This window comes from Pseudomonas putida (assembly GCF_050990305.1).
Classification (GTDB): domain Bacteria; phylum Pseudomonadota; class Gammaproteobacteria; order Pseudomonadales; family Pseudomonadaceae; genus Aquipseudomonas; species Aquipseudomonas putida_AH.
Genome location: NZ_CP158817.1, coordinates 4,654,888 through 4,669,298, shown reverse-complemented (window position 1 = coordinate 4,669,298; position 14,411 = coordinate 4,654,888). Strand labels below are relative to the sequence as shown.

The 14,411-nt window shown below is 58.3% G+C and carries 10 protein-coding genes; 5 read left to right on the top strand and 5 right to left on the bottom strand.

What is annotated here, in order from left to right:
- Window positions 1-286 precede the first annotated feature (286 nt).
- Entirely contained in the window at window positions 287-1,498 is a 1,212-nt protein-coding gene (locus ABTV22_RS20865) for a pyridoxal phosphate-dependent aminotransferase (protein WP_007983502.1), read from the bottom strand.
- 225 nt (window positions 1,499-1,723) lie between these two features.
- Between ABTV22_RS20865 and msrB the strand changes: the two genes are divergently transcribed.
- From msrB to ABTV22_RS20850, 3 genes are all read left to right on the top strand, one after another.
- Window positions 1,724-2,119 (top strand): peptide-methionine (R)-S-oxide reductase MsrB, encoded by a 396-nt coding sequence (msrB, locus tag ABTV22_RS20860; protein WP_433736377.1) that lies wholly within the window; start codon window positions 1,724-1,726, stop codon window positions 2,117-2,119.
- Window positions 2,120-2,305: 186 nt separating this feature from the next.
- A complete protein-coding gene (locus ABTV22_RS20855) occupies window positions 2,306-2,791 on the top strand; it encodes a glutathione peroxidase (RefSeq protein ID WP_433736376.1) in 486 nt (161 codons plus the stop codon).
- Complete coding sequence (locus ABTV22_RS20850) at window positions 2,788-3,249, top strand: MarR family winged helix-turn-helix transcriptional regulator (protein WP_433736375.1); 462 nt, start codon at window positions 2,788-2,790, stop codon at window positions 3,247-3,249. The genes ABTV22_RS20855 and ABTV22_RS20850 overlap by 4 nt, the downstream gene beginning before the upstream one ends.
- Here the strand turns inward: ABTV22_RS20850 and ABTV22_RS20845 are convergent.
- Window positions 3,233-5,596: a response regulator gene (locus ABTV22_RS20845; protein ID WP_433736374.1), complete on the bottom strand. Its 2,364-nt coding sequence runs from the start codon at window positions 5,594-5,596 to the stop codon at window positions 3,233-3,235. The genes ABTV22_RS20850 and ABTV22_RS20845 overlap by 17 nt on opposite strands.
- 123 nt (window positions 5,597-5,719) lie before the next feature.
- Here ABTV22_RS20845 and ABTV22_RS20840 point away from each other — a divergent pair, with 123 nt between their 5' ends.
- Window positions 5,720-6,610, top strand: a complete 891-nt coding sequence (locus tag ABTV22_RS20840) for an ATP-binding protein (RefSeq protein WP_433736373.1) — start codon at window positions 5,720-5,722, stop codon at window positions 6,608-6,610.
- A complete protein-coding gene (locus tag ABTV22_RS20835; RefSeq protein WP_433736372.1) occupies window positions 6,607-7,089 on the top strand; it encodes a GAF domain-containing protein in 483 nt (160 codons plus the stop codon). Before ABTV22_RS20840 ends, ABTV22_RS20835 begins: the two co-directional genes overlap by 4 nt.
- A 7-nt stretch (window positions 7,090-7,096) precedes the next feature.
- Here the strand turns inward: ABTV22_RS20835 and ABTV22_RS20830 are convergent, their stop codons facing one another.
- The 3 genes from ABTV22_RS20830 to ABTV22_RS20820 are packed head-to-tail and all read right to left on the bottom strand — an operon-like array spanning window position 7,097 to window position 14,364.
- Window positions 7,097-10,042 (bottom strand): HD domain-containing phosphohydrolase, encoded by a 2,946-nt coding sequence (locus ABTV22_RS20830; RefSeq protein ID WP_433736371.1) that lies wholly within the window; start codon window positions 10,040-10,042, stop codon window positions 7,097-7,099.
- Between the two features lie 48 nt (window positions 10,043-10,090).
- A complete protein-coding gene (locus ABTV22_RS20825) occupies window positions 10,091-13,729 on the bottom strand; it encodes a transporter substrate-binding domain-containing protein (RefSeq protein WP_433736370.1) in 3,639 nt (1,212 codons plus the stop codon).
- A gap of 8 nt (window positions 13,730-13,737) precedes the next feature.
- Complete coding sequence (locus tag ABTV22_RS20820) at window positions 13,738-14,364, bottom strand: response regulator (RefSeq protein WP_433736369.1); 627 nt, start codon at window positions 14,362-14,364, stop codon at window positions 13,738-13,740.
- Window positions 14,365-14,411 lie beyond the last annotated feature (47 nt).

Sequence of the window (14,411 nt, the reverse complement as noted above, 5' to 3'; positions counted from 1 at the left end):
GCGTACTGCGGGGTATATAAGGTGCTGCACCGGGGTATTCAACCGGGTGACTATTTCAAACTGTGTCCTACGGCAATAGCTTAGCTGCTTGCAGGACATTTCCGATATTGAACTGGGAAGTGTTTGAAAGACGCCACGGGCATTGCAGGCCGCGTCGTTGTTAGGTGAGCACCTGTTGAATGTGATCAGACGGGGGGCAAAGCGGTGAATTCCGGTAGAGCGTAAGCATGTGTTGCTGAATAAATCACCGTGCGACGGCTTTTGGCGTCGCACGGTGAAAGCCCGCTTATTGGCGATAGGACTTGAGGAAGTTACCGATGCGTCCGATGGCCATGTCCAAGTCATCGACACGGGGCAGGGTCACGACGCGGAAGTGGTCCGGCCATGGCCAGTTGAAGGCCGTGCCTTGCACCACCAGCAGCTTTTCCGAGAGCAGCAGGTCCAGGACGAATTTCTCGTCGTTGTGAATTGGGCAGACCTTCGGGTCGATGCGCGGAAACGCATACAGTGCGCCCATCGGCTTGACGCAGCTCACGCCCGGAATGTCGTTGAGCAGTTCCCAGGTGCGGTTGCGCTGCTCCAGCAGGCGCCCTGGCGGCAGCACCAGATCGTTGATGCTCTGGTAGCCCCCCAGCGCGGTCTGGATCGCGTGCTGGCTCGGTACGTTGGCACACAGGCGCATGTTGGCCAGCATGTCGATGCCTTCGATGTAGCTCTGGGCATGGTGTTTCGGACCGGAAATGGCGATCCAGCCAGAACGGAAACCGGCGACACGATAGGACTTGGACAGACCGTTGAAGGTCAGGCACAGCAAGTCCGGCGCCAGGGAGGCGGTGCAGATGTGCACGGCATCGTCGTACAGGATCTTGTCGTAGATCTCATCGGAGAACACCACCAGGTTGTGCTGACGGGCCAGTTCCAGCATGCCCAGCAGGACTTCCTTGGAATACACCGCACCGGTCGGGTTGTTCGGGTTGATGATCACCAGTGCCTTGGTGTTCGGGGTGATCTTGGCCTTGATGTCGGCCAGGTCCGGCCACCAGTTGGCCTGCTCGTCGCACAGGTAATGCACCGGGTTACCACCCGACAAGCTCACCGCCGCGGTCCACAGCGGATAGTCCGGCGCTGGCACCAGGACTTCGTCGCCGTTGTTGAGCAGGGCCTGCATCGACATCACGATCAACTCGGAAACGCCGTTGCCCAGGTAGATGTCTTCAATGCCGACGCCTTCCACCTGCTTTTGCTGGTAGTACTGCATGACGGCCTTGCGTGCGCTGAACAGGCCCTTGGAGTCGCTGTAACCTTGTGCGGTCGGCAGGTTGCGGATGACGTCCTGGAGGATTTCATCCGGCGCTTCGAAACCAAAGGGCGCCGGGTTGCCGATGTTCAGCTTGAGGATGCGATGGCCTTCCTCTTCCAAGCGCTTGGCGTGCTTGAGCACCGGGCCGCGAATGTCGTAGCAGACGTTGGCGAGCTTGTTCGATTTGCTGACCTGCATGGCGATGTGTTCCCGAAAATGAACGATCCAGGCGGCGTATGAACAACCGCACTGGGAATCCTGCGTAATCACACAGGCCTGACGCCTTGAGAGCAGCACCCATAAATCCGTTTGAATGCGCGTGGTCTGGCTGCCAGACTGGCGTTTGACGAGGCGCAATCATACGTGCCGCCCGATCCGTGGAAAAGGTACAGATCGGGCTTTTTCAGCCGCCGAGGTGTGAAGATGGAAAAGTTGGAAAAAACCCTGGAAGAATGGAAAGCCATGCTCGACCCCGAGCAGTACAACGTGTGCCGTCTCAAGGGCACCGAGCGGCCGTTCTCCGGTAAATACAACGACAGCAAGGTCGACGGTGTTTACCACTGCATCTGCTGTAGCGAGCCGCTGTTTGACTCCAAAACCAAATTTGATTCCGGGTGCGGCTGGCCGAGCTTCTACGCGCCGATCGGCGACAGCGCCATGGTCGAGATCCGCGACACCAGCCACGGCATGATCCGTACCGAAGTGGTCTGCGCCAAATGCGATGCGCACCTGGGGCACGTGTTCCCGGATGGTCCGCCGCCCACCGGTCTGCGTTATTGCATCAACTCGGTGTGCCTGGACCTGGTGCCACGCGAATAATGCGAGCCCTGTAGGAGCTGCCGAAGGCTGCGATCTTTTGATCTTGCTTTTCTTTAGGTTGGGCAAGATCAAAAGATCGCAGCCTTCGGCAGCTCCTACAGTTGGTCAGTGTGTCTTTATTTAAATTGCGCACAATTCAATTGCTCGCTATGTTTAGCTGATCTACCCGAATCCGGAGCCATTCTCATGAGCGACAGCCTGCTAAGCATCCCGTGTACCACCATCAAGGGTGAGCAAAAGACCCTGGCTGATTTCGCCGGCAAAGCCGTTCTGGTGGTCAATACCGCCAGCAAATGCGGTTTCACCCCGCAGTACAAAGGCCTGGAGGAGCTGTGGCAGACCTACAAGGATCAAGGCCTGGTGGTGTTGGGCTTTCCCTGCAACCAGTTCGGCAAGCAGGAGCCGGGCAATGAAGGTGCCATCAGCGAGTTCTGTGAGCTGAACTACGGCGTTAGTTTCCCGCTGTTCAAGAAAATCGAGGTCAACGGCACCGATGCCCATCCGCTGTTCGTGCAGTTGAAAAAACGTGCACCGGGCGTTCTCGGTTCCCAGGGCATCAAGTGGAATTTCACCAAATTTCTGATCGGCAAGGACGGCAAGTTGGTCAAGCGGTTCGCGCCGGCGACCAAACCTCAGGACCTGACCAGCGAGATTGAAGCCCTGCTCAAATGAACACTTTGTCCGTCGATTCCCTGAACCTTGACAGTCAGCTCTGCTTCAAGCTGTACGCCGCTTCCCGGGCGGTGATACGGGCATATAAACCGATGCTGGATCAACTGGGCCTGACCTACCCGCAGTACCTGGCGATGCTGGTGTTGTGGGAGTGGCAGGAAACAGTGCCGGAGCAGCCAACCGTCAAGGCCTTGGGCGAGCGCCTGGCGCTGGATTCCGGCACGCTGACGCCGTTGCTCAAGCGCCTTGAGCAGCTGCAACTGGTGCAACGTCAGCGTTCAGCCCGGGATGAGCGCGAGGTGCACTTGAGTCTGTCGCCAACCGGTCTGGTGCTGCGTGATCAGGTCGGACCGTTGAAAGCTCGACTGTTGTGCGACAGCGGCGTGGATCTGGATCGCCTGAATCAGTTGCGCGACGGCCTGGATCACCTGTTGGGGCAAATCAAGGCGCTGTCGTAACCGGTATCCAGACATCCAGCAGGGCGGCCAGTTCTTCCCGGCGGAAAGGTTTGGCCAGGTAGTCGTTCATGCCCGCGGCCCGGCAACGTTCGCGCTCTTCGGACATGGCATTGGCAGTCAGGGCGACGATGGGCATTTGCGGCCAGCGCCCGCTGCGGCGGATTTGCCGACTGGCTTCGTAGCCGTCCATCACCGGCATGTTGCAATCCATCAATACCAGATCGAAATCGCTGCGTTCCAGTTGATCCAGGGCCTCGACGCCATGAGCGGCGACGATCACGTCACAGCCGAGTTTGCCGAGCATGCCCTTGGCCACCAATTGATTGACCGGATTGTCTTCGACCAGCAGCACTCGCGCGCGGCGCGGCGGAGATTGAGTGTCGATCGGGGTGTCGTTGATGGCGGCCATCTCGGGTTGCAGGACGCGCCGCAGGGTCTGGTAAAGCGCATTGCGTGCCAAGGGGCGAGCCTGCTGTTGCAAGGGGGCGAGGGCATTGACCTGTTCGCCGGGCATGAAACTGCCGTAAGCGGTGACCAGCAAGATCGGCGCGCTGAAGGTAGGGCGCAGGTTGAACAGGCATTCGGGGCAATCGGTGATCAGTACATCAGGGTCCAGACCAATCAATGGCTCGTCGACAGCACGTTGTTCATACACCACCCCCCAAAAGGGCAGCACACTACCGAGCATTTCGGCTAGGCCACTGCTGGCGGCAGTGATGGCAATGACCTTGCCCTGCAGGGACGGCGGCGCAAGAGCCCGGGTATGGCGGGGCAGTGGCAATTGTGCACAGAACTGACTGCCAAAACCCGCCTCGGAGCTGATGGTCAGGCGGCCTTGCATGGCTTCACAAAGGTTATAGGTCAGGGCCAACCCCAATCCAGTGCCGCCAAACTGGCGGGTAATCCCGGCGCCGGCTTGGGTGAAGGGCTGGAAGATCTTGACCTGGGCGTCCTGGGGAATACCGATGCCGGTGTCACAGACCTCGATTCTGACGCCGTCGCCAAAGGTCGTCAGACGCACGTCGACCCGTCCGAAACGCGTGAACTTGAGCGCGTTGGACAGCAGGTTGCTGACGATCTGCCGGACTCGGGTCGGATCACCGAGCACCAAGGCCGGAAATAGCGGATCGATCAGGCACGTCAGCTCGACGCTCGGTGCTGCGTTCTGCGACAGCAGGTTGGCGGTGTCTTCGACCAACGAGCCCAGGTCGAACGGGATGTGTTCGAGTTCGAGCTGACCGGCATCGAATTTCGACAGATCGAGAATATCGTTGAGTAACTCCACCAGCACCTTGCCCGAGTCATGGGCGATGGAGAGTTGTTGCTGCTGCTCGGCAGTCAACGGCCCGTCAAGTGACAAGGCGATCATCCCCAACAGGCCATTGAGTGGCGTGCGGATTTCATGGCTCATGTTGGCCAGGAATACCGAGCGGGCTTCGGCCATGTCCAGGGCGGTGCTGCGGGCCACTTCCAGTTCCTGGTTGGATTGGCTGAGCCGGGCGTTGATGGCCTTGAGCTCGGCGGTTCGCGCCGAGACGATGTTTTCCAGTTGGCTCAGGTAATCGGTGAGGCGATTTTCCGCGTTGCGTCGCTGCTGGATTTCAGTGGCGACGTTTTCGAATTGTTGGTTAGCGACTTTCACCAGCACGCCGATTTCATCGTTGGCGTGGCCGGCCGGACATTCCAGGGCGGTCGGTTCAACGCTGCGTGAGTCGCGACCGCTGAGTTCGCGAATGAGCCGCACCAGCGGTTTGGTCAACATCACATAGAACAGCGCCAGCAATATGCCGGACAGGAGAAGGCTGCGGGCGAAACCGTTGAGCAAGGTCACTTCGGCGCGACGCAGGAAGCGATACCCGAACGAATAGGTGTCGACGTCCAGTTGCAGCGTGCCGAGGGATTCGTTCGGCAAGTGGTTCAGATAAAGGCGATCTTCAAACTGTCGGTCGGCACCGAACAGCATGTCGCTGAGCACGCGATAGCCGCTTTGCAAGCCCGGCCGCTTGACGTTGGCCAGGACGTTGCCGTTGTTGTCGGTCAGTTTCGCGCCAATGATGGCCGGGGAGCGCAGCAGGCCCAGGGTCAGCTCCTGAGCGAGTTCAGCGTCGATGTTATAGGCGATGCGGGAGGCAGGGTTGTGGCTGATTTCCAGCAAAGACAGGATTTCACGGTTGATGGAGGCGTCTTCACTGGCATAATCGATGCCTATTTGCAGCAGGCTGAGCAGCGTGCCCAGAATGAAACCGACCAGCACGGTGAGCCGGGCTTGCTTGTAGGACAGCCGGTTGGTGAACTTGATATCCATGGAGTGCTGGACCACTTCCGTTTCCCTTCGCTGCTCAAGCATAGCCGATCATGCATGGAAGCCGATGCTCTCGCGAGCCCCTGTAGTGGAGCTGCTCGGGTCATCGAACGCTGTGTTTTGTCGCTGTATCGCCATCATTACTGTGAACGTGCCCGAGGAGAAGACGTGGATTCCCGATTGAATGCTTTTCTTGAACGCGCCGATGCCGTTCTGGCCCGCATCGAACCGCTGCTGCCCACCCCTCGGCAAGCCATCGACTGGACAACCTGCCTGGCTGCACGCTGGCAACGCGAGGGGCGCAACGGTTTTCTGCTGCCGCTACAGGTCAGTCTCGACATGCGCCTGTCCGACCTGATCGGTGTTGACCGGCAAGTGGAACAACTGGGGCGCAACACCCAGCAGTTTCTCGATGGCATGCCGGCCAACCACGCCTTGCTCTGGGGTTCGCGTGGTACCGGTAAATCCTCGCTGGTTCGTGCCTTGCTCGCCGAACATGCCGACGCCGGTTTGCGCCTGATCGAGATCGAGCGCGATCACCTGGCGGATTTGCCACGGGTGGTCGAACAGATTGCAAAACTGCCACAGCGCTTCGTTTTGTTTTGCGATGACCTGTCTTTCGAGTCGGGCGAGGGCGACTATCGCGTCCTCAAGAGCGTTCTCGACGGCTCGCTGGAACAGGCACCGGACAACGTGTTGCTGTACGCCACTTCCAACCGTCGCCACTTGGTGCCGGAAAAGGAAAGCGATAACGAAAACTGGAAACGGGTCGATGGCGAATTGCATCCCAGCGAGGCGGTGGAAGACAAGATCGCCCTGTCGGATCGCTTTGGCCTGTGGCTGTCGTTTTATCCGTTTACCCAGGAACACTTCCTCAACGTCGTCGAACACTGGATCGGGCAACTGGCCGACAAGGCCGGCTTGCCGTGGCAGCGTACCGAAGAGCTGGACATCCTCGCGGTACGCTGGGCCACGGGACGCGGTAATCGTAACGGCCGTTGCGCGTATCAATTTGCCCGCTATTGGGTTGGGCTGAAACTGTTGGAGCACAAGGCATGATCGATTTACAAAAGAGCGGCCAGGGCCTCGAAGGCTACGGCATGCTGCACGCGCAGCTGGAGTCGCTGTTGGCGGACGAGCGGGATTTCATCGCCAACGCCGCGCAGTTTTCGGCGTTCCTGTTCAACCAGCTTGACGATCTGAACTGGGCCGGTTTTTACCTCAATCGCAACGAAGAGCTAGTGTTGGGCCCGTTCCAGGGACAGATTGCCTGCGTGCGGATTCCGTTCGGCCGGGGCGTGTGCGGCACGGCGGCGGCGACCTTGCAGACGCAGTTGGTCGAAGACGTGCACGCGTTCCCCGGGCATATTGCCTGTGACAGCGCGTCGAACAGCGAAATCGTGGTGCCGCTGGTCAAGGACGGTCGCCTGATCGGAGTGCTGGACCTCGATAGCCCGAAGCTCGCACGTTTCACCGCGCAGGATCAGGCCGGAATTGAACAACTGGCAGCCATTTTCCTGCGCCTGACCGACTGCTGATTGTTGATCAAACCGACAGACCGGCCTTGATCAGCAGGCCTGTCGGGTCTATCGCATCGATTTGCTGTGGGTCGAGGAACCGCTCGGCGTACTGAAGATAGATTTGTGCCTCGATGAACAACCGGAACAACGCCGGGTCGATGTGGGCATCCCGGCACATGAAGGCCATGATGCCCAGCGCTTCGCTCAATGACTTGGCTTTCTTGTAGGGCCGGTCGGCAGCCGTCAGCGCTTCGAAAATATCGGCAATCGCCATCATCCGCGCCGGCAGGCTCATTTCCTCGCGCTTCAAGCGTTTGGGATAACCGGTGCCGTCCATTTTTTCGTGGTGACCACCGGCGATTTCCGGAACGTGGCGCAGTTGGCCGGGGAAGGGCAGGTGGTTAAGCATCAGGATCGTCTGCACGATGTGATGATTGATGATGTAGCGTTCTTCGTTCGTCAGGGTGCCGCGACCGATGCTCAGGTTGTAGAGTTCGCCGCGGTTGTACTTGTAGCGCGGTACATCGAGTTTGAATCCCCAGGGATTATCCGGCTCGATCAGTTCGGTTTCGGCGCGTTCGAACAGGTGTTCGGGTTTGTCCGCCAGCAGCGACTCGGTGACCGGCAGTGTCGGTGACGGGGTGCGGGCCTGACGTCGGTTCTCTTCCCAGGAGACACCCAGCCGGTCATCCAGGGTTCGTATCCAGGTGCGCTGGCCGATGCTGCGCAAGCGTTGCAGGTCTGCCTCGGCCATGGCCTCGCCCCCCAGGTTGCAGCGGGCAATAAAGGTGAAGTCATCGTCCAGCCCCGACAATGCAGCATCACGCGTCTGCGCCAGCGACTGCTCATCGCCACCTTCGGCGACCGCTTGCCAGTAGCTGATCCAGGCGTCGCGCTTGAGCACTTCGAAACGGGTGCGGATTTCATGGATGCGGTCGTTCAGGGTTTCCAGTTTCGTGGCTTTGTCTACGACGTATTCCGGGGTGGTGATCTTGCCGCAGTCGTGGAGCCAGGCTGCAATGTGCAGCGCTTCCCATTCATCATCGTTGGGCTGATAGTTGCTGAAGGCCGGGTCCTGGCTGGCCGCGGCAGCTTGCGCGAGCATCAGGGTCAGCGCCGGTACACGCTGACAATGCCCACCGGTGTAGGGGCTCTTGGCGTCAATCGCACCGGCCAGCAGCTTGATGAAAGCATCCAGCAGTTGTTTTTGCCGGTCTTGCAGGCGCTGGCTTTCGATACTCACCGCGGCCGCGCCGGACACGGCTTGCAGGAAGGCGATGCGATCCGGGCGAAGCTTTTCCAAGTCGCTCTGTTGGCCACTGTCGGCCAGCAGAAAAACCAGCAGGCCCACGGTTTCGTTATGGCGATTGTGCAGGCGGATGCCGATCAGATGAACCCTGGGACACTCCAGTGCCAACAGTACTTTCTGCAAGTCCCCGGCCTGCTCGAAACCGAGATTGCTGACGACATTGTCGGCGGATGACAGCTGCCGAAGCCAGTCAGGGCTCTGCGGGTTTTGAAGTTCGTGGGAGCCGATATCGAATGACGACAGAGCCTGCGCAGTGTCGTTAATGACCAGGCCGTGGGGCTCCATGCGATCGCCGTCACCTTCACGCAGATAGATCAAGCCGGCCTGGGCCTGGCCGATTTTCACGGTTTCAAACAACACGCGTTGCAGCAGCGGGGCGAATCGGGTTTCGGCGCTCAGGCTGTCGGTGATCTGGAAGAAACTCGCCAAAGTATCTTTCATGCGTGCCATCGACACACTCAGTTGGTCGACTTCCAGCACCGGGGAGCGACGCGATAACGGGAAGTTGAAATCGAAACTGCGAATCGCATCCGCTTCACGCACCAGTGCGCGAAGGGGCCTGACCAGGATTCGCGAGGTCAACCAACCCAGCGGCAGGCACAACAGCAGTGTCGCCAGCGTAATCAACGCACCCTGCCAGCGCATACGGTAGGCATCGACGAGCAATTCATCTTCCGGCACCAACATCGCCAATTGCAGTCCCTGTGGCCCACCTTCCTGCATGCTGCTGCGGGCCACGATCCATTGGCGTCCCCCCGCATTCAGGCGATGACCTTCAGGAGGGTTGTCGAGCAATGTTTCCAGGCTGGGACTCAAGGCGGACGCCTTGGCCAGGCGGGCGGTCTGATCGTCGATGATCAGTCGGCTGGCATCGGGGTAGGCAACTGCATTGCCCTGAGCATCGAACAGCACTATTTCAGTGGAGGGCGTCACCACGTGTTTGGCCAAGGTGGCACTGAGTTCGGCCAGGGTCAGGTCCGCGCCCATCACGACGCGCTCGCCACTGCGTCGGGCCAGTGTGGTGCCGACGTCGCGGGTGGAGAAAAAAATATAGGGTTCGGTGGTGATTTGATCGTTGTCGCGACTGGCGCTGGTAAACCATGCGCGACTGCGTGGGTCGTAAGGGTCGTCGGGGTTGTCCTTTCGACTGATGAGGGTCAGGTTCTGGTTGAAGAACAAAAACTGGGAGTGCACCTGACCACTGCGGTTTCGCTCGATGCTCCAGACTTGATAAGCCGCATCCTCCGGGGCTTTGAGCCGCGACTTGAGGGCGGCGTTTCGCAACGGGCGAACCATGAAAAAATCACCGTCGTCGTAGCCCAGATACAGCGACGCCAGGTCTGGGTTGTCGGTAAGCGACTGGCTGAAGGGTTTGAGCAGTGCCAGGCGTTGGTCCAGGTCCGACGCCTGGACCGCGGGGTTGACGACTTGCAGACTCAACAGATGACGGATCGGCTCATAGGTCGCCTTCAAATCGAGGCGCACGTCCTGCTCTATGCGATTGAAGAGTTTTTCGCTGCTGGACAGGATGATCTGTGTGGTTTGTCGATAGTGGAAAATGCCTAGCACCACACCCGTGAGCAACAGCAGGCAGGTAAACATCACGCTGATATGTACGTGCAGGGAAAACCGCCGTTGATCCGGACGCAGTGGGTTGGGCATGCAGGTCACTCCGTGATGGTTAACACACTGCTCCGCGTCCAAGCATAGTTAAGCCTCTGTCATTCTGCTTTCGTCGTTTTTCCCGATTTGCTGCAGCAGGGCCTGATCAAGTTCCAGCAAGGCACGCTCTACGGCTGCACAGCATTCGGCCACTTTGTCGGGGTTGAATGGGGCGCGGCAGGTGGTTTCCAGTGACTCGCAGCTGTCAATCAATCGAGCGGCCTGAGCGATTCGGGCGGCCCCCTTGATTTTGTGGGCCATGTCGAGAAAAGCCTGCGGGTCTGTGGAACCGCTGAGCGCGAGCAAACCCTGGCAATCCTGGCGGTTGCTGCTCAGCAGTTCACTCAACAAGCGCTGGTTCAACACCGGGTTGCCACCGGTCAACTGCTGCAGCCCCTCCAGGCTGAAAGCCGGTGTGAGTGATGGCGGCGAGAGGCCTCCAACCCATTGGCTCAGCGCACTCAGCGTCAGGGGTTTGAATAGGCAGTCATCCATACCCGCACGCTTGCAGCGTTGAACCTCTTCCGGTTGTGCATTGGCGGTGAACCCCAGAACAGTGCATCGCGGGCGTAGCGTTTGTTTTTCGTATTGACGAATGGCTTGGACAAGTTCGTACCCATTCATGACCGGCATGTTGCAATCGGCGATCACCAGATCGAACGCATCGGCTTTCCATGTTTCGAATCCTGCCTGACCCTCGTGTGCGACGCTGTAACGATGGCCCAGAAATTCCAGTTGCTGGCACATGAGCAGGCGATTGGCCGCGTGATCATCGACCACCAGAACGTTCAATTGGGCCGTGGCGAGCTGTATATGTGTATCGGTTTTTTCCATGGCGGACGTTTGTGGCAGTGCCGGCAGAAGCAGCGATATCCGCACCTGCGTGCCGACACCGAGTTGACTGCTCATTTGCAGGCTGCCGCCCATGATTTCGCACAGGCTGCGGCTGATCACCAGGCCAAGTCCGGCACCCCCTCGGGCCGTTTGTCCCGCGTTATCAGCCTGGGCAAAGGGTTCGAACAAGCGTTGTTGATCCTGTGCGCTGATCCCGATACCGCTGTCCTGGACGTGCAGCTGCATCTGTACCTGATCGGGTTCGATGGTTGGGCGCAGGTCGACGGTAATGATGACTTCCCCCCGTTCGGTAAACTTGATGGCGTTGCTGACCAGATTGGACAGCACCTGCTTGAAGCGCATCGGGTCGAGCAGAACATCGGGTGGATTGTCCGGTTTGAAGTCCAGTTTGAGTTCAAGCTCTTTTTGCCGGGCCAACCCGTCGAAGATACGTACCACCGACGCCACGATTTCTCGTGGATTGACACGTTCCGGGCTCATGCTCAGGTGCCCGGACTCGATGCGTGCGATGTCCAGTATGTCGCCGATCAGTTCCAGCAGATCCTTCGCCGAGTTGTAGGCCACATCGATGGCGGGACGATCGGGATGTTGGTGCTCGATGCGCTTGAGCGTCAGCTCGAGCAAGCCGATGACCGCATTCATTGGCGTGCGGATCTCATGGCTCATGGTGGCCAGAAACGTGCTTTTGGCCCGGTTGGCTTCATCGGCACGTTCTTTTGCGCAACGCAGGTCGTCGAGCAGTTGCCGGCGTTCGCTGATGTCTATCCAGCCACCGATGATGCCTTGCACTTCACCGCTTGAGTCACGGTAGGGCAGTATCCAGTGGTAGATCGTCAACCGGCGACCGCCAATGTGCAATGGACGGTCGAGAACCAGCGGTTTGCCCTCGGCCACGACGCGTTGGTAGTCAGCCTGGTATTCCCGGGCTTCAAAGGCATTGCTCAGGGTGCCCTGGATGACGCTTTTGCCGATAACGTCTTCGCGTCTCGCATTGAAGGCTTGCAGGTAGCTGTCATTGCAGCTTTGCAGCAAGCCCTGGCGATCTCGGACATAGATGGGATGAGGCGTGCCATTGACCAGCGAGCGCATGAATTCGAACTGATCGTTCAAGGCGAGCTCGGCGGCTTTGCGTTGATTGATCTGGCGGCGCATGTAAGCGTTCCAGGCCCCGGAAATCAGCAACAGCACAGCGGCACCGATGACGATCTGATAGAACAACCGCTGATAGTTGCGCCAGGTGCTTTGCGAAGATGCCGAATAGCCCCGCCAGCGGCTGTTGATGATGCCCAGTTCCTCCGGTGCAATGCTCAGTAGTGCCTTGTTGAGGATGTCATGCAGTTCCTTGTTCCCCTGGTTCGTCGCCAGGGAAAAGGCGGCCTGCTCGGTACCAATGGTGGTACTGATCTGCAAGGTAGGTTCGAACAGCCGTGATGAAATGAAGTAATTGGCAATCACCAGTGAACTCACTACACCCTCTGCCTGGCCCTCGGCCAGCAGCTCCACGGCGCTGAACGTGTCCGGGGTTTCGATGAGCTTTATTTGCGGGAATTCGCTGCGCAGATAAGGCATCAGAGGGTGACCTTGGGCGAGAGCCAGGCGTTTGCCCTCAAGCTGCACAAGATTGTTCGGGCTGTCTGCGGACTTGCGCGACAACAGGACAAAGGAGTTTTGCAGGTACGGGCGACTGAAGTTCAGCAGCGTGTCACGTTGAGCACTTGGGAGCACAGCGGCGATCAGGTCGGCCTGGCCATTCTTGACGCGCTGGACCATTTCGCTATCGCTTCGGCTGCGCTGGATGTCGAAACGCAAGCCGGTGCGCAAACGGATCAGCTCAAGCAGATCCGCGGCAACGCCACGAAAGTTGCCGGCGCTGTCGAAAAATGTCAGCGGTGCGAAGGCTTCATTGACGATCACACGGACGACTGGATGTTGTGCAAGCCAGCGTTCTTCGTTGTAACTGAGTTCCAGTTTGTGATCCGTGAGCAGCATGTCACTGCCGGCGCTCCAGCGTTTGGCGATGTTTTCTCGAGCGCTGACGGGAATGGCCATGAGCATGGCGTTGATGATACCGAGCAATTGCGGTTCGCTTTTGTGCACCGCGAAACTGAAACCGTGGGCTTCGTGTTTGCCGAAGCTCGCCATGCGGATGTTGTTCAGGTGGCCCTTGTTGATCATGTAATGGGTCGAAATGGTGTCACCGAGAAACACATCAGCCTGCTCGAAGGCGACGGCATTGATTGCGTTCTGATAGGACGGATAGGACGTAATGATCGCCTTGGGATACAGGGCCTTGACTTCCTCCAGCGGTAAATAGTGATACACCATGCTCAGGCGCATGTCGGCCAGTCCATCGGTCAAGGAGCGGGATTCGCCTTCACGGGTCACCAGGACCGGTTGGTCGACGGCATAGGGGGCCGACAGTAGGATGTCAGGATGGCGGGCTTCGAATCCGTTGGCGGTGCCCAGCAGGTCGACCTCGTTGTTTTCAAGCGCTTCAATGGCCGCTCCACGGGATGGGAAGCGCTCAACTCTGATGGGCAAGCCGGTGGCCTGGCCGAGTATACCCGCGTAGTCAGCGGTGAAACCCTCATAGTCGCGGCCGCTGAGGGTCAGGTCGAAGGGGGGGTAGTCTGGTGCCGAGGTGCCAAGGATCAGTTCTTGTTTGTTCTCGAGCCACTGCCGTTGCGAGTTGTCGAGTTGGATCTCGAACTGCCCGACCACCGAGCGACTCAGCAACGCGTAGTTATCACTGCTTTGTGCCGCGAGCGATGAAGTGCTCAGGCATAGGCCCACGGTCATCGTTATCACATAGTCCTTTAAACGACTGGGCATCCTGTCTCTCACACCAATGCGTTACGTTTTGCCAATTCGATGAGTTCAACCAACGATTGGGCTTTGAGTTTTTGCATGAGGCGTTTTTTATAAGTGCTGACAGTCTTGTTGCTCAGAAACATGCCTTTGGCAATTTCCTTATTGGTACGGCCTTGAGCAAATAGTTGCAAAACCATCAGTTCCCGGTCATTGACCGACTTGAATAATTCCAGTTCGGCGCAACGCATTTCATCGCCTTGAGCCGGGTTCAAGGCTTCACTTGGGAAGTAATTGTAACCTGACAATACTGCCTTGATGGCACTGACCAACTCGCTTAGGTCTTCTTGCTTGCAAACATATCCCGAAGCACCGGATTGCATGCAACGGATACCAAAAAGGGTCGGGCATTGCGCCGTCAGTACCAATGTTTTCAGGGGCGTATTCATCGAGTTGAAACGGGCGAGCACTTCCAGACCATCCAGTTTGGGAATGCTGATGTCGAGAATGACCAGGTCGGGCATGCACTCGCGAATCATCTGCATGGCGTCGACCCCATTGTCAGTTTCACCGATGACTTTGTAGCCTTCGTGTTCGAGCAACATACGAACGGCAAGTCGGATGACAGGGTGATCGTCGACAATAAAAACGGAGTTCATAATCAAATCTCATGCGAGCTGAATAAAGCGCGCACCTTAGCTCAGAT